Below are 18507 nucleotides of genomic sequence, written 5' to 3'. Positions count from 1 at the left end.
TGGATCTCCTCAGGCGTCGGAATCGGTGGTCGCATCGTCGGGGACGGTCAGTTCCAGCGCGGGCATGTCGACGAACGCCGTCTCGTAGCCCGCGTGGCGCGATACCTGCGGCGGCGAGTCGATCTCGATCGTCACCGCGTCCCCCGGGCGGACGTCCTCGACGGACGCGCCGTAGTGGAGGCCGTACTCGTCGTCGATCCGCTGAGTAACGTCCGGACGCGTCACCGTCTCCCCTTCGCGCTCGACGGTGGCGGAGAGGGCCATCTCGGGAAGCGGAACCCTGTTGTACGGCGTCCGCGGCGAGATCAGCAGGTAGCCATCCCCCTCGTCGGCGAGCCGCGAACCGGGCTCGAGGAGGCGCACGACGAACGTCGCGTCCCCGCTCGTCGGCTCGAGATCGCGTTCGGACTCGGCGTCCTCGGTACCGTCTCCGTCGTCTCCACCGCTTTCGTCGGGGTCGCCGCTCCCGTCGGTCGACTCCCTCACCGGCGTTCCCGGAAGCTCCGCCGCCGGCGAGAGCGTCGAGTACGGGATCCGCTCGTGATCGTCGCCGCCGTCGTGATCGGCGGAGTGTCGAGCGTGGTCCATCGGCTCGAGCGCGCCGGGTCGGCCCCAGTACTCCTCGTCGAGGTACTCGACGCCGCCGACGACCTCGTCGCGGAACGCCTCGTCGTAGGTGAACTCGAAGGTGACCGTATCGGATTCGGTCATCCGCCCCTCGAGCGCACCGGTGGTCTCGATCGACGGCGGCGGGACGGTCACCTCGACGCCGTACGTCCCGTCTTCCTCGAGCGGAACGTTGTCGCCGAAGTGGACGCCCATCTGCTGGGAGAGCATCGACCACGGCGTTCGGGGCGAGCCGACCGCTTCGCCGTCCTTCCGGAGTCGGATGCTGACGTTCGAGCCGACCGGGAGGACGACCCCCGTCTCGGCGTCCCAGAGGGTGATCATCAGGTGGACGCCCGGACGATCGGGTTCGACGAGTTCCCGGTTCTCCCCGTCGACGAGCCAGAATCGGTGGGGGTACGACAGCATCGGGGCCAGCCGATACTCGCCGGCATCGATCGGCTCGAGCGTCCGCATCGCCTCGCGGTGGGTCGGAACGTACACGGCGTCCGGGGGATCCTCGACCCTCGGAAGGTCGGGGACGGCGTCCGCCGACCGGTCGGCTTCGTCGTCTCCATCGCCTCCGCCGTCCCCGTCGCCGCCCGCCGAGTCGTCGCCGTTTCCGCCGTCGTCGTCGACGGCACACCCCGCGAGGGCCGCGAGGGTCGTCGCGCTCGCCGTCGCGGCGACGCGTCGAAGGACGGTCCGTCGACTCGGCTGTCGCCGTGCGTCTCCCGTCGCGGGCGTACGAGCGGCTCCGGTCGACGGATCGGTCACGGTGGCGTTCACCCCGTCGGATTCGGCGTCGGCAACGCTCGGGCCGATCGAGGCGGGAGGAGGTAGTTTCCGCGGCGGTTCACGAATATGTACTGGAGGATGCCGTTGTTCGCCAGGGACACCCCCAGGTCCTCGCCGTTCATGGACTTCCGAACGCGGGCGAAGTCAGAGATCGTCTCCTGCAGCGCGAGGAAGTGTACCCCCGGACGGTCGCCGTCGACCGTGTTGAAGTCGCGCCGCAGCAAGATCGGCTCGCCGTCCTCGCGTGCTCGAGCGGCCTTCTGGGCGTGACCGACGATTCCGCGGCTGCTGGCGTCCTCCTCGGTCGCGTCGATCCGCTCGTCCGACAGGTCGTTCGAGGTCGAGAGCTTCTCGCCCACGTCGCCGACCAGGTCCTCCTCGGCGTGCTCCGGGCTGAACAGCTTCGACACGCGCTGGCGGTGGCTGTCCTGTTCGAACCACTGGTTCAGGTTGAGGTCCATCGAGGAGACGTGCTGGGTCGTCCCGCCGGTGAACGGTCCCTCCTCGATGGTGACGCGGTCCTCGGTCGCCTGGCTCTCGGTGAAACCGGACCGAAAGCCCATGAAGAACGGCGCCTCCTCGGGCACCGAATCGGGAACGCCGTCGACGTCGGCGCGTTCCGCGGGGAGACCCGCGCCGACGAACCCCGTCCGGCGTCGGTCGTCTTCGCGTTCGAACACGCCCGTGAGGGTTGTCTCGACCGGTTCGCCGCCGTTGAGTTCGTCGAGTTCGTCGAACAGCCCCTCCTCGGCTTCGACCACGACTTCGGGGTAGTCGCTCGCGAGGTGGAGCAGCGCGTCGAACTCGTCGAACTCGGGGCTCTCGCGGGAACTCAACGCCTCGGGGGTCGGGAGGTCCACCGACGACGGCAGTTCCCCGTCGAACCGGTCGAAGTACGACGGGGTGTACCCCAGCGTGAACACCAGTCCCTCGTTGCTCCACTCGTAGGCGCGCTCGAGGGTGCGGAGGCTCTCATCGACGGTCTCGCGCGACTCGTCGTCGGGGTCGGTCGACAGCGTCAGCGCGATCAGCGCGTGGTGTTCGGGCGAGCGGACGTTACCGTCGTCGTCGGTCGAGAGCGCTTCGTTCCAGGCGTGCTGGCGTTCCGGGAGCGAGCCGGGGTCGTCGGTTCCCGACGGAACGTCGACCTCCTCGCCTCTCTCGCCGAGGCAGGCGCTCAGCCCAGTAGCGCCGCCGACGGCGACCGCCGCGTAGAGGTACTCGCGGCGCGTCACGGCGGCTCGATCCGGGAGGGTCACAGTCGTGGGAAAGGGGCGAACGTACTAATTCGTGTCCCTCGAGTTCCGTCGGTGCGCCTGTCCGACCGCGACCGACGCCGCGACGCCGTGCGATCACTCGAGGCGTTCCTCGGCCGCTCGGAGCGCCTCCCGCGTGTCGACGCTCTCGAACGTCTCGAGGTCGATCCCCTCGGCTTCGAGGGCCGACTCCTCGACGGTCACCCGCTCGAGGCGGTCGATGGCGGCGAGGATGCGCTTGTCCTCCGAGCGGAGCGTCTCGTCGCAGGCGCGAGCCATCGTCTCCGACCGGTAGACGGCCTGGGTCGTCTGGATCCAGCCGTCCTCGAGTTCGACGACGGCGGCGTCGGCCCCCTCCTCCCGGGCGCGTTCGTGGAGCAACTCGAGGAGTTCGGGGTCGACGAACGGCATGTCGCAGGCGACCGCGGCGGCGAACTCACGGTCGACGAGCTCGAGACCGGTGTGGATGCCCGCGACGGGGCCCCGATCCGGGACGGGATCGAAGGCGAATCGGACCTCGGGCTCGCAGCCCGACACCGCCTCCCGGATCGCCGACTCCTGGTCGCTCCGGCAGTTGACGACGACGCGGTCTGTTACCTCGGCCAGTCGGTCGACGACGCGGCGGATCATCGGCGTGCCCGCCAACTCGGCGACGGCCTTGTCCGCCTCGCCGAACCGGGTCGAGAAGCCGCCGGCGACGACGAGTCCCTCGAGGTCGGATCTGGGGTTCGGAGTCACGCGCCGAGATTGGACGCCCATCCCCATAACCGCACGCGGCCGACGGCGAACGCACTCACCGGTTTCGGTCCCATTCAGAGAACCGAGGTACCGATCGTCGCGACGCCGAGCGCGATCACCGCGAGCGCCAGTAGCGCGTCCCCCTTCGTCCCGTAGCCACCCGCGGTGTCCTTCGTCGTCGCGACCAGAGCGACCATGCAGACGACGAGCGCGAGCAGGACGAGCGACGCGTACGCGATGTACGTGACCATGATCGAACGCTCGAGGGCCGCCACTAAAACGGTACGTGGTACCGTCCGCCACAATCCGTCGTTGGCACCCGAGGGTGTCGGCCGCGCCTCTCCGACGGCTCGAGTTTCGTTCGTTCAACAGGAGATTACCTGACGGGCGCTCTAACCTGAGGCGCGATTCACGCGGGGGTCGCCGATCGCGATCGGAACTCGGGGAGGGACGGACTCGAGACGGTCAGTCACCGGACGCGTCCGGGTCGGAACCCCCGTCGGCGGTGACACCCTCTCTCCCTCGTTCGCGTTCGCCCCGTGCTCCTCGTTCCTCCTCCCGAGCGCGCTGGAGGTACCGGGCGCGGAGGATGTTGCCGTACATCGAGAGCGTGAGCCCGAGGAACAGGACGAGGATACCGGCGTTGATGGCGATCGTTCGGAAGAGGTTCCCCTCGCCGATCGCCAGCCGGTCGGGAACCGGGAAGCCGCCGTAGGTCATGCTCCCGGCGAGGACGCCGAGGATGCCGACGATCACCATCGCGCCCACGAGGTTCGTCGCCCACTTCCAGCTTGGCTTGAGTCGGAGGCGTTCGATGCCGGTCGTCTCGTACTGGTCGGGGTCGCCGTGGAAGTTCGGCGTCGCCTCCTTCGGCAGGAACGCCTTCATCTCCACGGGGTAGAACGCGGGGTGAAAGCCGTGCTCGAACGTGTGGAACATCACGCCCATCAGCATGATGATCCCGAGGAGACCGTGGAAGGCGACGAAGCCCATCGCGATCGACTGGGTGTTGTAGAAGTCGATCAGCCACGTCTTCTGCCAGATCAAGAGCCCCGAGATCATCAGCAGGACCAGCTCGACTGCGAAGATCCAGATCACGCCCTTGCCGACGTACGACAGCAGGGGCACCTCGTCGGCCTTGTACCCCGCGAACTGTCTGGCGTTGGGGTGGCGCTCGTCGGCGTAGCCGAACGCGAACTTGACGTCCTGGACGAACGCCGCGGTGTCCGTCCGCACGTTCGGGACGACGGCGCCGAAGTTGCGCCGGCTCGAGGAACGCAACAGCACGTACGACACCCAGAACACCGTCAGCGCGATGAGGGCGAAGCCGGCGGCGCGGTGGACCGCGAGCACCCACCGATTGCCGCCCATCAGTTCGACGAGCCACCACAGCTCCGCGTTGAACGCGATTGCGTACCCCGTGAAGAACAAGACGAACACCGTCAGCGCGAGCAGCGAGTGGAAGGTGGTCGTCACCCGCGAGAACTTGCCGTGGTCGAGGTTGGTCACGCGGTCTCACCTCCGGATCGGTCGCCGCTATCGTCGCCCGGCGCGTTCGCTCGAGTCCCGTCAGATCCGTCAACTGAGGAGTTCGTCCGCTCCGAGACCGACGCACCGCCGTCCGCGGCCACGTCCGCCGTCGACGCCCGCCGCTCGGCGGGGGGCTGCATCCGGTCGGCGAGCCGCCTGAACGCGGCCCAGTGGATCACCACCATGAGGATGAGGAAGATCCCCATGAGCACGTCCACGAAGTGGACGATCGCGATCGCGGCGTTGAGGACCGCGTCGGTGTTCCCGGCGACCCAGTCCGCGCCGACGCCGCCCCCCTCGACGGTCGGTCGGACCCGCATGACGGCTTCGAAGAACGGTGCGAACCGGGTTACGACGGCGACGGAGCCGATCGCGACCGCGAGGGCGATCAGTGCGCTGATCCAGAAGGCGGCGCGATCCGAGAGCCCGCCGTCGTCGTCCCGTCGACTCGAGTCGGGCCCCCGCCCGCCATCGGGATTGGGGTTGCGGTCGGGCTCGGATCGCGAGTCGTGAGCGGATGTGGTCGCAGCGGTCGATTTCGATGACGTGTCGTTGCTCATTGGCCTGTAGTACGCTTACGTTCCCTCCCCGCCCCGTTCGAAGAAGCGGGCGTCGTCCTCGCCGAAGATGATCTCGAGCGCCTCCTGGTTGAAGAACGCGCCGCTGTTACGGGTCTCGAGTTCCTCGGCGATCTGGGTCGAACTGCCCACCAGGATCGCGTTGGTCGCACACTCCTCGGCGCAGGCCGGGCCCTTGCCGGCCTCCTGTCGCGGACGGCAGCCCGTGCACTTGTCCATGATGCCGCCGGTGCCGAAGAGTCGGGCTTTGCCGTCGTCGCTGTCGGGGAACTGGGGCGCGCCGAACGGGCAGCCCGAGAGGCAGTACTGGCAGCCGACGCAGAGGTCGTCGCTCACCGTCACGAACCCGTCGTCCTGCTTCTGCAGGGCGTCCGTCGGGCAGACCGAAACGCAGGGGGCGTTCTCGCAGTGGTAACACTGCATCGGTATGCTCGTCTCCCCCGGGTCCTCCCCGGCCCGGAGCTGCTGGGTCTTCGCGGCGTTTTCCCCCTGCGGTCCGGCGCGTCCCTCGAGCATGGTCGTGATCGAGATCCGCTGATTCTCGATGTCCCTGTCCCAGGTGCGCTTGCAGGCGACGACGCAGCCGCCGCAGTCGATGCAGGCCTCGACGTCGGGGAAGATCCGCGTCCCCTCGCCGGTGCTCATCACGCCCTCGCTCATCACCGAGCGGGTTCGGTTTTCCTGTGTCATGGTCTGATGGTTTCGTGAGGCCTCGAGTCCGGGCTCGAGGCGATCGTAGACGATTCGTTCCGCGCCGACGAGGCCGCCCGGTTGCGGTGGCTCATCGCGTCGGCCCCCCTTCGAACATGTCCCACTCGCGTACGTCGTACGACTTCTGCTGGCCGAGCTCGAGTTCGTCCTGCGGGTAGTCGATGAACTCCATGTCGAGGTCGTCGACCAGCTGCTGGGTGGCCTTCTGGAGGTGGACGACGCCCGACTTCGTCTCCTGCATCTGCGTCTCGGCGTCGAACCCGCTCGGCGTGATGATGTTGGCGCTCTCGCCGATCGCCATCGGTTCCGTTCCCTCGGGCCACTGATCCGTCCGGCTCTCCCCGTGGAAGACGCCGCCCCAGTGGTACGGGAGGAACACCTCTTCCTCGTTCACCCGATTGGTCACCTTCGCCTTGACGAGGATCGACCCCTTGTCGACGGAGGTGATGACGACGTGATCGTCGCCGCCGACGATGTCGAGCTCGTTCGCGACGGTCGGGTTGATCTCCGCGTACATGTGCGGCTGGGTGTCAGCGGTGTACTTGTTGTTCCGCGTCTCCGCGCCGCCGCCCTGGTGTTCGACCTGCCGACCCGACGTGAGGATCACGGTGCGGCCGTCCTCGGCGTCGCTGCCGAGTTCGGTGTGGACCGCCGCCGTCGCCTCCTCCTGCACCGAGGCGTTGTTCTGGTCGAGCCGCCAGAAGTTGATCTGCTCGCCGTTGGCCGGCCACTCTTCGACCAGATCCGGCCGGGGACTCTCGACCGGTTCCCGGTGGACGGGCACCGTGTCGAGGAAGTTCCAGACGACGGCTCGAGCCTTTCCGCGGCCGGTCGGCGGATCGGGTTGAGGGGAATCGTACTCCTCGTAGTCCGACGGATCGATGTCGATCTGGTCGCCGTACTCCTCGTCGAGTGCCTGGGCCGCGGTGTAGACCGATTCCTCCTCGTCGAGGGCGTACTCCACCGGGAGCGTCTGCGTGGACGGATTCTCCAGATCGTCGGGCAACAGCGTCGCGTAGGCCGGATAGGACGGGACGCCGATGACCTCCTGGCCGTCCCACCAGGGCGCCTCGAACGATTCGGCGAGCAGGTCCAGACCGTCCTCGCCGCGCTCGTCGTAGGTTTCCTGTAGTGGGTACTCCTTGTCGACGTCGAGTTCCTCCCACTCCTCCGGCGACGGCGCACGCACGCCCCAGTTCTCGCGGAAGTCGTGGCCACCGTCCCGGGGGTCGGCCTCCTTGGTCCAGATGATCGGCGAGCCGGGGTGGTCGCCGCCCCAGTAGGGCCAGGGAAGCGACCAGAAGTCCCCGTCGACGGGCGTCCCCGTGTTCTCCGCCTGCAGCGTCTCGGTGCTGAACGCCCAGTCGTACTCCTGGTGCTGCTGGAGCTTCTCGGGGGACTGCTGGTAGCCGATCGATCGGGTCCCGAGGTTGATCTCCCGGAGGGCGTCCTCGTAGGAGCTGCGCCCGTTGTGAACCTCAGGCCCGTTCCCCCAGTCGAAGTGCTCGCCGAAGCCCATGTACTGGGCCAGCTCCTGGAAGATCTGCAAATCGGGCTTCGAGTTGTGCCGGGGTGAGCCGACGGCCTCGCTCCACTGCACCGACCGATGGGAGTTCGTCACCGACCGCACGTGCTCGTACTGGCTCGAGGCCGGGAGCAAGAGCACGTCCGCGTCGTCGGGGAGCGTGCTCGAGACCGCGGGGAAGACGTCGACGACGACCAGCAGGTCGAGCGCCTCCATCGCCCGCTTCATCTTGTCCATCTCGGTGATCGAGTTCGCCGAGTGGCCCCAGAAGAAGGCCATCTTCAGCTGCTCCGGCTGATACAGTTCCGACTCGAGCAACCTGTCATCCTGCTCGAGCGCGGCTTCGTACCAGCGGGCGACTGTCAGTCCCTTGTGGAACATCAGCGATCGCGGATCGGCCTCGTCGATCGGGGCGTCTTCGGCGAGACCCTCCTCGTCGTCCGCCTCCCCCTCCGCTTCGTCCTCCTGCCCGTCGTCTTCCTCGCCGTCGTCTCCACCGTCGCCCTCCTCGTCGGCGGCTTCCTCCACGCTCACCCCCTCGGCGGTCTCCTGGGCCACCGCGACCGGCTCTTCGATCGCGCCCCACATCTCCTCGGGCATCATCTCGAACCGCTCGTACAGCTCCTCGAACGACGTGCTCCCGCTGGTCCACGGGCTCCTGTCCCAGACCTCGGTCCAGTGTTCCCAGGAACCGGGCGAGCCGACGCCGTAGTAGCCGGGGAGGATGCTCGCGTCGACCCCCAGGTCGGTCGCCCCCTGCACGTTCGCGTGGCCACGCATGACCTGCAACCCCCCGCCGGATCGAGCGGCGCTCCCCGTCGCGAGGCTGAACAGCGCGTACGAGCGGATGTTCTGGGTGCCGTTGTTGTGCTGGGTCCCGCCCATGGCCCACTCGACCTGGACCCGGGGTCCGTTCTCGACGATCAGGTCTCCGATCTCCCGCAAGTTCTCCTCGCTGATCCAGGTGATGTCCGCGACCGTCTCGAGGTCGTACCGCTCGAGTTCGGTTCGAACGTCCTCCCACCCCATCACCCGGTTGTCGAGGAACTCCTCGTCGAGTTCGCCCTGCCCGTCGATGTAGTTGAGCAGCCCCATCATGATCGCGACGTCGGTGCCGGGGCGCATCCGGTAGAAGTAATCGGCGTGCGCCGACGTCTTCGTGTACCGGGGGTCGATCGAGACGATCGTCCCGCCGCGGGCCTGTCCCTCGAGGATGTGTTGCATCGCGATGGGGTGGGACTCGGCCGGGTTCTGCCCGATGATGAGCAGCAGGTCGACGTTCCGGTAGTCGTTGATCGTGTTCGTCATCGCGCCGAACCCCCAGGTGTTCGCCAGCCCCGTGACGGTCGGGGAGTGGCAGATCCGCGCCTGGTGGTCGACGTTGTTCGTCCCCATGAACGCCGCGAACTTGCGGCTGGCGTAGGCCGCCTCGTTCGAGTGGTGAGCGCTCCCGAGGAGCATGACGCTCTCGCGGCTGTACTCCTCGATCACCCGCTCCCACGTGTCCGCGATCTCCTGGTAGGCTTCCTCCCACGTGACCTTGCGCCACTCGCCGTCTTCTTTCCGCATCGGGTGTTTGAGTCGCTTCGGCGAGTGTTCGGTCTCGAGGATGCCCGCCCCCTTCGAGCAGAGCGCGCCGTTGTTGATCGGGTTCTCGAACCACGGCTCCTGGGCGACGAAGGAATCGCCCTCCTTGACCGCCTTGAAGCCACAGCCCACCGCGCAGTAGTTACAGATCACCTTCGCCGTCTCGGTGCCGGCGCCCTCGGCGATCCCGTCGTCCTCCCGGTCCTCTTGGCCGAGGACGTGGCCGCCCGCGCCGCCCCCGAGGATCATCCCGCCGGCGAGCGCGCTCGCCTTCACGAAGGCGCGTCGGTCCAGGTCGAGCGTGACCGGTTCCGACTGGGCGTCGCCGCCGCTCATGATCGCAGTCGGTGGCTGCCATCGCCGCCCCCACTCGAGAATCGATGCACCGCCCTCACCGGATTGGCAGTGAGACGCATAGGCACACCACACGATTTTCGATAATGAATATTTCCCCGGAACAGCTGCTAAATTATTATTATATACTTCACTTCTATCCACACATCAAATACCATCACGGGAACGTAGGTGGCCGTTCGCACAGTTTGGGGTAACGGACTGTTGCGGACGCCTCGAACGGAACGGGGGAACGACGGGCCGTGATCGGGATCGACTTCGCGACCGGTTTACCGACGAGAGCGACCGTTTTCGACGGTGTTCGATGAAACTTCGATGAAACCTCTGCGAAGGGGTGAACTAGCGGTCAGACCTTCCGAATTGGAAGGAGTTACGGTGGGGATTCCGCTCAGTCTCCGCCCTCCTCGTCGCCGTCGTCCACACTTCCGTCGTCCTCGTCTCTGAATCCCTCGAGGACCTCGTCGTCGAACTCGATTTCGCCGTCGATCTCACCGTCGTTGATCTCGTGCGGGCCCCTGTGATCCCACACCTCGCGGCCCCGTTTCTTCTCCATCGATGGTTTCGGTCGCCAGTTCGTGCGAGACACAGTCACACCTCCGCCGGTGAACCAGTTATATCTTCGTTCAGCGAGAGGTGTTCGTCCCGTACGCGGACGGGTCGCTCGATCGAAATCGACCGGGGTGTACGCGAGTCGACCTCGGAGCGAGAGACGGGTATTTTTATCTCGACTGAAATAACAATTGACATTATGGCATCCCGCTCGACGCCGGCCATCGAGATCGACTCCCTCACGAAGCGGTACGGCGAAACGACGGCCGTCTCGGACCTCACGACGACGATCGAATCCGGCACGGTCTACGGCTTCCTCGGCCCGAACGGGGCCGGAAAGACGACCACGATGCGGATGCTCACGACGCTCACCAGGCCGACCTCGGGCACCGCGCGCGTCGCCGGCCACTCGATCGAGGACCGCGAGGCCGTCACCCCGCGCATCGGCTACCTCCCGGAGGAGCCGCCGCTCTACGAGGAACTGACGGGTCGCGAGCAACTCGAGTACGTCGGCGGCCTGCGCGACCTGCCCGAACCCGAGACGAGCGAGCGGATCGAGCGCCTCCTCGAGCGGTTCGACCTCGACGAGGACGCGAACAAGCGGATCGACTCCTACTCCAAGGGGATGCGCCAGAAAGTCGGCGTCATCCAGGCCGTGATACACGAACCGGCCGTCGCCTTCCTCGACGAACCCACCAGCGGCCTCGATCCGCGTGCGGCGCGGACGATGCGCGAGACGATCGCGGACCTGGCCGACCGCGAGATGACGATCTTTCTCTCGACCCACATCCTCCCGGTCGTCGACGAACTCGCCGACACGGTGGGCGTCCTTCACGACGGGAAACTCGTCGCGGAGGGCGACCCCGAAGACCTCAAATCGCGGGCCGAAACCGGCGAGAGCGGAACGCTCGAGGACGCGTTCCTCGCCGTCACGCAGGAGACCGAGGGCGAAGTCGCCGAACGGCGGACGGCGTGACCCGCGGCCGACGCCAGGGATCGTCGACGGTCTCGATCGTTCGGTGTGTCCGACCAGAGAAACGGTCGAGCGTCGCCCGTGCTACTCGAGCGTGTACCGGTCGAACCGTCGGACGGCGTACGAGACCGACAGGAACGGCGCGACGAGTCCGAGCGCGAGGAACGCCCACGCGACGCCCGTTACCGCCTCGGGTGGAACCGCGAGCGAGAGGTCGAGCCCAGGGATCCACGAGACGAGCGTCGTCAGGACGGTCGCCACCAGTTCCACGCCGCCGTCGGCGTAGAGAAGCGCCGCCGACGCCCCGGGAACGACCAGGGCGAGCGTGTAGACGACGAACGCGGTCTTGCTCGGGACGATCGCCTCCCTGTTGCTCGAGACGCGGACGCTCCCGAACCGGGGGAACAGCGTGCCGACGCCGGTCGCGAGCGCGGGGGCAACGACGGTGCCGACGACCGTGCCGGCGACGAGGAACGCCGTCGCCTCGAGCGAAAGCGGGCTCAGGTATCCGACGCCGAGGCTGACGAGCAGTGCGACTGGGATGCCGACGAGAGCGCCGGCGACGATCCGACCCGCGACGGCGTCCCGTCCCGAGAGGGTCGACGTCAGCACGACCGGGAGGCCGCGGCCGAGGTCGCCCAGGGGATTCAGCGTGAAGATCGCGCCCGATCCCCAGACCACGTAGAGGCAAAACAGGACGGCGGCCGGCGGGGAGACCGTGCCCGTCTGGACGATCTGTGCGACGAAGTAAAACGAGAAGAACAGCGGATACGCGACGAAGATCAGTCGCGCCGGCGCGCGCTTGGTCCGCCGGATCGCGGTCGCTGCCACCGTCAGCACCCCGCGGGGGAGGCCGACCGAGAGGATATCGTCGAGGCGCCTCGAGGAGTCGCGGTCGACGACGGCGTCCTCGGTGCGAGCGGGATCTGCGAACCAGTGGATCCTGGCGGAGGCGACGCCGGCGGCGAGGCCGACCCCCGCGAGGAGCGCCGTTCCGAGAAGGGTCCCGACGAGCGCGCCGATCGACGGCGAGACGGTCGGAATCGCGATGAGGAGGAGATGACCCGGCCAGTCGAGCGGACTGCCGCTCAGGAGGTCGAACAGGGTGCCCACGAGGGTGTTGAACTGGCCGGTGGCGAAGACACCGACGTACACCACCATCACGAGCGCGACGATCGGGGTTCGGTACCGCGCGATCGGCTCGTAGACGGTGATCAGGTGGCGGATCCACACCCCGAGGACGAATCCGACGGGAAACGCCGTGGTCGCGACGACGGCGAAGAGACCGAGCGCGAGCGCGACCGGCAGGACGGTGCCGGTGCCGTAGGCGTACGCCCCCGACAGGACGAGCAGCGGCGGAACGACCCAGATCGACAACAGGAGCAGTTCGGCGCCGAGCAGGCCGACGACGGCGTTCCGGACGGACGTGGAGACGAGGAGGCACGCCGGTTCGTCGACGTCGGCCACCCTGGTGACGGTCCGCACCGTCGCGAAAACGACGGCCGACAGCCAGAGCAGCGCCGTCCCTCCGGTCGCCAGTTGGCTCGCCTGGTCGCTCGACAGCGGAACGTTGCCGGCCGCCACCTCGCGACCGGCGAAGTACAGCGCCATCCCGCCGAAGACGGTGAGGAACCCGAAGCCGAGCACGCCGAACACGAGGTTCAACAACAGCGTCGTCCGGTTGCCGATCACGACGCGAATCGATCGGCGCGACTCGGTTCGTGCGATCTCGAGTGGAACCGCGTTCATCGACACCCCTCGGAACGCCGCCGACCCTTCGGCCCTGAACGTGACCGTCCGATAGGCGGGATCATCATCACCGCAAACCTATTCCTGTTAACTACTTAATAGTTTTCACCGCGGACCCTCGAGTCAGCCGACGACCGAAATTAGCGGATCCTCTGCGATCATGCTCGTGAGAACGACCCGCGAGAGTCGCCCGCTCGAGGCCGCCTCGCTCTCGAGAATCCCCGCCGCGATCGTCTCTGCGACCTCGCGGTCATCCTCGTCGTCGACCATGTTGAGGACGGGCACGTACGTCGCGCCCTCGGGGACGTCCTTCAGCCCGCCTTCCGGGTTCGTCAGGATCGTCGCGACGTCCGCGGGTTCGATCGGCTCACCGATTTCGCGCCCGATGACCGTCGAGACGCGCTCGGGGCGGTGAACGTCCGACTCGGAGAGCGGTCGACCGACGGCGCGGACGCTCGCGAGGGCCAGGACGGTGTCGGCGCCGGGGGGGATTCGCGGTTCGTGATCGCCCGGCGCCTTCAGCAACCGCGTACGGGCGCCGTCCGCCTTCACGAGGACGTGATCGACGGCGTCCGTCGCGACGATCCGATCGACCGTCTCCGGTTCGTACCCGACGTACCGGTCGGTCCCCTCGCGTTCGGCCACGAGTCCGAGGGGCCACTCGTGATCACCCGACTCCTCGAGCGCCTCGAGCGCCGCGAGCGGATCTGCCGTCACGCGAACCTCGGAGACGTGGCGGTCGAAGATCGGAATGCGGACGGTCGCCGTGAGCACGGTTCGCTCGAGTCGACCGACCAGTTCGTACAGCGTCGACTTCTTCCCGCCGGCGCCGACGACGCACGTCAGGGGGCCGTCGGCCTCGAGGGCGCGTACGAGGTCCATTCCATCCGTTCGGTACGCCCAGGAGGGGCAAAAGGGTACGCCTACCGGCCGGCGGACCGTCCCCGGTGCCTGCCGGTCACGGGAAACGGGACGTTGTTTAGGTTTATGCCGCGGGGGGTATCAACACTCCAACGAGACTGGGCGGGCGAACGGTCGGCGTGTCGTCCGCCGATCGTCGAACGACTGTGCCCGCCGGATCCCCGTAGTCCGTCCGAACCGGCCCGCTCGAGACGAGAGTTGGGGCGGGCGACCGCGGACCTGCGACACCAATAACAGGACCGGGCGATGCACGATCGAAGCCCACTCGAGTGGAACTGGACCTGCAGCAACGCGCGCCCGCCGACGTCGTCGAGCGACTCGAGCGATCGCCACCCGGGTACGCCGACTCGAGGAAGTCTGAAGGCCGGAGCCGGCCCCGCGCCGAGCCGCCGTCTCCGCGTCGGCGGGGTGCGGTGCCGGAGCGGTCGAAAACACGTCGGTTTTACACGCCGGCCCGAAACGTCGGATATGGAGTGTCGCCACTGCGCCTCGCCCCTCGAGAAACCCGGCGATTTCTGCCTGGTATGCCGGAGAGAGAACGTCGACGCCGTCGTTCTCGAGGCGGGGCGCGAGCGGGCGACCGTCACGATGCTGTACGACGAGGAGATCTGCGGCGCGACCACGATCACGACGATCCCCGAGGAGGGCGAGAACGAGGTCGTCGAGCGCCGGAACTTCGTCGAACTGATCGCCGACGACATCCGGCGCAAGCGCCCGGACGAGGTCTTCGCCGGCGGCGATCGGGCGATAATCCGGGCCGTCAGGGACGAACTTCACTACCCGTTCTACCGCGTCGACGACGACCGGCCCGTCGAGGCGGTGCTCGAGCGCCGCGGCGAACCGGCGCTCGACGTCGTCGAGGTCCCGCCGGCGGAGAAGATCGGCGGCAGCCACACCACCCTCATCGGGGGTCGAACGGGCATGCGGGCCATCCGCACCGTCGCGGACCACCCCCACGTGAAGAAGGTCATCCCCGGACCCATCGACGCCGGCGGGAAGGGGTCCCAGTCGGGGCTCAGGGCGAAGGTGACGCGCGCCGACGACGGCGGAAACGTCCGCATGCTCCTGCGGGACGGTTCGAGCGTCCAGGAGAATCGGGTCGTCACCACCGCGCCGAACCGGGAACTGGGCGAGCGGATCCGCGAGGACCTGAACGCCGTGCTGGCCGAGGAGGAGTTCCGGTGATCGGGTGCGGTCCACCCACGTCGACGCTCGAGGCCCCCGGGGAGGTGGCGTTCCCGATCCGATGGAAGTGACAGCACCTGCCCCTTCTCAGCCCCTTTTCCGACCGGGCTAATTACATCTAATTAGCTATGCTCGAGCGCGCCGACGTCGTGCTGGCGGCGATTCCAGCCCTCGCGATCAGCGGCCTCGTTCTCAGATCGCTCATCGTGCTCTCCGGCGTCGGGACCGGACTCCTCGTCGCGCCGCTCCGACCGATCGGATTCGTCGCCGCGTTCGTGCTCGTCTGGTGGGAACTGCTGGTCGGCCCGACGGCGTCTCGAGCCGCCGAGGAGGAGACGTGACTCAACAGCTTTATGAGTCTCGTGGCGATAGGTTGCGATACTATGGCCAAACGGAAAGGACAGGTCGGCAGCGCCGGCCGCTTCGGCGCGCGATACGGCCGCGTCGCCCGGCGCCGCGTCAGCGAGATCGAAGACGACATGAACAACGCGACGGTCGACGGGGACGACGTCACCCGCGTCGGTACGGGGATCTGGAAGAACGAGGAGACGGGCGAGATCTTCACCGGCGGCGCCTACCGTCCGGAGACCCCCGCCGGCCGCACCGTCCGCCGCTCGATCCGCGCCGCGCTCGCCGAGGACGAGTGACCGTCGTCGCACCGACTCGAACCGAACACCGCGAATCCGAATCCGAATCCAACCCACACCCTCATCAATGAGCTACAAGTGCTCCCGCTGCAAGCGAGACGTCCAGCTCGACGAGTACGGCGGCGTTCGCTGCCCGTACTGCGGACACCGGGTCCTCCTGAAAGAACGCAGCCGCGACGTCAAGGAAGTCGACGTCCGGTAACCGACCCGGGCCGCGACCGATCACCACCGTACCCGTCCCGTGTTTTCCCACGACGCCAGCCTCGAGTTCGACTACGGGGACGAAACGCGCGCGCGAATCGTCGCCGAGAGCGTCGCCCGCGAAGTCGGCGAGATCGACGACGACCGCTCGCGGACGACCATCGGCCGCGACGGCGCGACCGTCCTGATCGAGATCCACGCTCGGGACGTCACGGCGCTCCGGGCCGCCCTCAACACGTGGTTCGCACTCGTCGACGTCGCGGAGCGAACCGCCGAAATCGCACGCCGCTGACCCCACCGCCGAAGTTTTCGATCATCTATCGTGAGCGACGTCATTCTCGCCACTCGTCGTTTTCGAATACAAAAGATATTTTTCCATGGAAGCAAAACTTAGTGGTATGAGCACCCAGGCGACGGAAGACCGCATCCTCGAGGTCCTCGAGGACGACGCCCAGGCGTCCTACGCCGAGATCGCCGAACGGGCGAGCGTTTCGAAGCCGACCGTTCGAAAGTACATCAAACAGCTCGAAGAAGACGGCGTCATCGTCGGCTACTCGGCGGACGTCGATCCGAAGAAGCTCTCGAGCCAGACGATCGCGCTCGTCGGCATCGACGTCGCGAGCGAACGCTACGTCGAGGCGACGAAGGCGCTCAGGGACCTCTCCGAGATCGAAGCGCTGTACAGTTCCAGCGGCGACCACATGCTGATGGCCGAGGTGCGCGCCGAGGACGGCGACGCGCTCGGCGATATCATCTCCGACGAGATCCTCTCGATCGACGGCGTCACCGCCGCCCACCCCTCGTTCCTGCAGGAGCGACTCAAGTAATCCGCCCGTCGCCGGGTCAGCTTCTCCCTCCGCGAATCCGTCATTCGCTCCGTTCGCCACGGCAGCGGCTCGTCGCCTCCGGGGCGAGCCGGTGACGGCGTCGATTATGGCGCGTCGACGGTGGGCTCCCCCGACTTTTTGCGTCCGTCCGCCGTTTCTCTCCCCATGCCGACGTACCAGCGTCAGACGACCGTCGTCGCTCCGCTCGAGGACGTCTTCGACTTCCACTCGCACGTCTCCGGCCTCGTCGCGGTCACGCCGGCGTGGCTCGGCATGCGCGTCGAGTCCGTCGTCGGTCCGGACGGAGGGCCCGATCCCGACGTCCTCGAGGCAGGTTCGGAGGTGACGCTGTCCGTCCGACCGTTCGGCGTCGGGCCTCGACAACGGTGGACCGCCGCCATCGTCGACCGCGAGCTGGAAGACGGCGCGGCGTACCTTCGCGACGAGATGGTTCGCGGACCGTTCGAGCGCTGGGAGCACACCCACTCGTTCGTCGCCGACGGCGACGCGACGGTCGTTCGCGACCGCCTGGAGTACGACCTGCCGACCCCCCTGGGCGACATCGTCGGACCGATCGCGCGCGTCGGCCTCGAGCCCATGTTTCGCGCGCGCCACCGGACGACCCGGGCGCTGCTCGAGGACGATCGCTGGGAGCGATCCTAATCCCACCCCGCGTCCGAACGGGCGTGACGGCCGAACAGTACCGGGAGACGAGTGCGGCGACGGGGACGGGCGAAGACTGGCGTGGGCAGATACCGGCGTGAACGGAGAATGGAACGACCCAGCGACGGGTCGCAACGCGTTTGCCCCTCGCGCGAATCGATGCGATCGAGAGCGCCGATGGACCGCACCGCGACGCGTTTCGAGACCGACGGCGAGGTGACGCCGCTTGCCGCCCTCGCGTTCGCCGTTTTCGCCGCGAGTTCGAGCGCCGTCCTCGTCCGGTGGAGCGCCGCGCCGAGTGCGGTCGCCGCCTTCTACCGCGTCCTGTTCACGACGGCGCTGGTCGCGCCGATCGCCGTCGTTCGCCACCGGGAGGAGTTCGCCCGACTCTCGAGGCGCGATTTCGGCCTCGCCGCGGTCGCCGGCGTAGCCCTGGCCATCCACTTCGCCGCCTGGTTCGAGAGCCTGAACCACACGAGCGTCGCCGCGAGCGTGACGCTCGTCCAGATGCAGCCGATCTTCGTCGCGCTCGGGGCCGCGGCGCTCCTCGGCGAGCGGGTCGATCGCGCGACCGTCGTCGGCATCGCCGTGGCCATCCTCGGCGCAGCGGCGATGTCCCTCGGCGACGCTGGCCGGGCGCCCCTCTCCGACGCGACGGGGTACGGAAACGCGCTGGCGATCCTCGGGGCGGTCACCGTCGCCGGCTACGTCCTCGCCGGCCGGTCGATCAGGCAGCGGGCCTCGTTGTTCCCGTACGTCACGGTGGTCTACGCCGCCTGCGCGCTGACGCTGTTCGCCGTCGTGACCGCTCAGGGACACGCCTACGCCGCGTACCCGGCCCGCGAGTGGGTCCTCTTCCTCGCCATGGCCGTCGGCCCCGGCCTCTTCGGTCACACCGTCGTCAACTGGGCCCTGAAACACCTCGAGTCGGTCGTGGTCAGCGTCGCCTGGCTCGGCGAGCCGATCGGCGCGACGGTGCTCGCGCTCGCGCTGCTTTCGGAGGTCCCGGACCCGATCACGGTCCTCGGCGGGGTCGTCGTACTGGCGGGGATCTACGTGACGACCGTTCGCCGGGAGCGCCGGGGAGGCGGCTGAGTCGGGTTCCGGTC

The 18507-nt window shown here is 67.8% G+C and carries 20 protein-coding genes; 9 read left to right on the top strand and 11 right to left on the bottom strand.

Annotated features, from left to right (window positions below; translation table 11 throughout):
* Positions 1 to 9 precede the first annotated feature (9 nt).
* The 9 genes from RJT68_RS08970 to RJT68_RS08930 form a co-directional block, all read right to left on the bottom strand.
* Positions 10 to 1383: a DUF7350 domain-containing protein gene (locus RJT68_RS08970; RefSeq protein ID WP_407040015.1), complete on the bottom strand. Its 1374-nt coding sequence runs from the start codon at positions 1381 to 1383 to the stop codon at positions 10 to 12.
* Positions 1384 to 1391: 8 nt separating this feature from the next.
* The gene (locus tag RJT68_RS08965; RefSeq protein WP_407040014.1) at positions 1392 to 2663 is read right to left on the bottom strand and encodes a DUF7405 family protein; all 1272 of its coding nucleotides are present in this window, start codon (positions 2661 to 2663) and stop codon (positions 1392 to 1394) included.
* Between the two features lie 93 nt (positions 2664 to 2756).
* Complete coding sequence (mobA, locus tag RJT68_RS08960) at positions 2757 to 3425, bottom strand: molybdenum cofactor guanylyltransferase (RefSeq protein ID WP_407040013.1); 669 nt, start codon at positions 3423 to 3425, stop codon at positions 2757 to 2759.
* A gap of 47 nt (positions 3426 to 3472) precedes the next feature.
* On the bottom strand, positions 3473 to 3649 hold the full coding sequence (locus tag RJT68_RS08955; RefSeq protein ID WP_407040012.1) for a hypothetical protein: 177 nt from the start codon (positions 3647 to 3649) through the stop codon (positions 3473 to 3475).
* Positions 3650 to 3863: 214 nt separating this feature from the next.
* Positions 3864 to 4907, bottom strand: a complete 1044-nt coding sequence (locus RJT68_RS08950) for a cytochrome b/b6 domain-containing protein (protein WP_407040011.1) — start codon at positions 4905 to 4907, stop codon at positions 3864 to 3866.
* Positions 4904 to 5488, bottom strand: a complete 585-nt coding sequence (locus RJT68_RS08945; protein WP_407040010.1) for a hypothetical protein — start codon at positions 5486 to 5488, stop codon at positions 4904 to 4906. The genes RJT68_RS08950 and RJT68_RS08945 overlap by 4 nt, the downstream gene beginning before the upstream one ends.
* Positions 5489 to 5503: 15 nt before the next feature.
* The gene (locus RJT68_RS08940; protein WP_407040009.1) at positions 5504 to 6196 is read right to left on the bottom strand and encodes a 4Fe-4S dicluster domain-containing protein; all 693 of its coding nucleotides are present in this window, start codon (positions 6194 to 6196) and stop codon (positions 5504 to 5506) included.
* 91 nt (positions 6197 to 6287) lie between these two features.
* On the bottom strand, positions 6288 to 9665 hold the full coding sequence (locus RJT68_RS08935; protein WP_407040008.1) for a molybdopterin-dependent oxidoreductase: 3378 nt from the start codon (positions 9663 to 9665) through the stop codon (positions 6288 to 6290).
* Between the two features lie 406 nt (positions 9666 to 10071).
* A complete protein-coding gene (locus tag RJT68_RS08930; protein WP_407040007.1) occupies positions 10072 to 10269 on the bottom strand; it encodes a hypothetical protein in 198 nt (65 codons plus the stop codon).
* Between the two features lie 162 nt (positions 10270 to 10431).
* Here RJT68_RS08930 and RJT68_RS08925 point away from each other — a divergent pair, with 162 nt between their 5' ends.
* Positions 10432 to 11208 carry an ABC transporter ATP-binding protein gene (locus RJT68_RS08925; RefSeq protein WP_407040006.1) on the top strand — a complete coding sequence of 259 codons (777 nt, stop codon included), beginning with the start codon at positions 10432 to 10434 and terminating at the stop codon, positions 11206 to 11208.
* Between the two features lie 81 nt (positions 11209 to 11289).
* On the opposite strand, the gene RJT68_RS08920 is transcribed toward RJT68_RS08925, so the two are convergent.
* A complete protein-coding gene (locus tag RJT68_RS08920) occupies positions 11290 to 12954 on the bottom strand; it encodes a hypothetical protein (protein WP_407040005.1) in 1665 nt (554 codons plus the stop codon).
* Positions 12955 to 13077: 123 nt separating this feature from the next.
* On the bottom strand, positions 13078 to 13836 hold the full coding sequence (gene yqeC, locus RJT68_RS08915; protein WP_407040004.1) for a selenium cofactor biosynthesis protein YqeC: 759 nt from the start codon (positions 13834 to 13836) through the stop codon (positions 13078 to 13080).
* Between the two features lie 507 nt (positions 13837 to 14343).
* On the opposite strand from yqeC, the gene RJT68_RS08910 reads away from it, so the two are divergent.
* The 8 genes from RJT68_RS08910 (at position 14344) to RJT68_RS08875 (ending at position 18493) form a co-directional block, all read left to right on the top strand.
* The gene (locus RJT68_RS08910; RefSeq protein WP_407040003.1) at positions 14344 to 15060 is read left to right on the top strand and encodes a DUF2103 domain-containing protein; all 717 of its coding nucleotides are present in this window, start codon (positions 14344 to 14346) and stop codon (positions 15058 to 15060) included.
* A gap of 128 nt (positions 15061 to 15188) precedes the next feature.
* Entirely contained in the window at positions 15189 to 15401 is a 213-nt protein-coding gene (locus RJT68_RS08905; RefSeq protein WP_407040002.1) for a hypothetical protein, read from the top strand.
* Positions 15402 to 15443: 42 nt separating this feature from the next.
* Positions 15444 to 15707 (top strand): 50S ribosomal protein L37ae, encoded by a 264-nt coding sequence (locus tag RJT68_RS08900; RefSeq protein ID WP_407040001.1) that lies wholly within the window; start codon positions 15444 to 15446, stop codon positions 15705 to 15707.
* Between the two features lie 67 nt (positions 15708 to 15774).
* Positions 15775 to 15909 carry a DNA-directed RNA polymerase subunit P gene (locus RJT68_RS08895; RefSeq protein ID WP_005581305.1) on the top strand — a complete coding sequence of 45 codons (135 nt, stop codon included), beginning with the start codon at positions 15775 to 15777 and terminating at the stop codon, positions 15907 to 15909.
* A 39-nt stretch (positions 15910 to 15948) separates the two neighbouring features.
* Positions 15949 to 16200, top strand: coding sequence for a KEOPS complex subunit Pcc1 (locus tag RJT68_RS08890; protein WP_407040000.1), 252 nt, complete (start codon positions 15949 to 15951; stop codon positions 16198 to 16200).
* Between the two features lie 106 nt (positions 16201 to 16306).
* On the top strand, positions 16307 to 16735 hold the full coding sequence (gene lrpA1 / locus RJT68_RS08885; RefSeq protein WP_407039999.1) for an HTH-type transcriptional regulator LrpA1: 429 nt from the start codon (positions 16307 to 16309) through the stop codon (positions 16733 to 16735).
* Between the two features lie 165 nt (positions 16736 to 16900).
* Positions 16901 to 17398, top strand: coding sequence for an SRPBCC family protein (locus RJT68_RS08880; protein WP_407039998.1), 498 nt, complete (start codon positions 16901 to 16903; stop codon positions 17396 to 17398).
* A gap of 177 nt (positions 17399 to 17575) precedes the next feature.
* On the top strand, positions 17576 to 18493 hold the full coding sequence (locus tag RJT68_RS08875; protein ID WP_407039997.1) for a DMT family transporter: 918 nt from the start codon (positions 17576 to 17578) through the stop codon (positions 18491 to 18493).
* Positions 18494 to 18507: the final 14 nt, after the last annotated feature.

The sequence above is a fragment of the Halovalidus salilacus genome (assembly GCF_031852275.1).
GTDB lineage: Archaea > Halobacteriota > Halobacteria > Halobacteriales > Natrialbaceae > Halovalidus > Halovalidus salilacus.
Note: the sequence above shows the minus strand (reverse complement) of the source record. Positions and strands in the feature narration are given on the sequence as shown.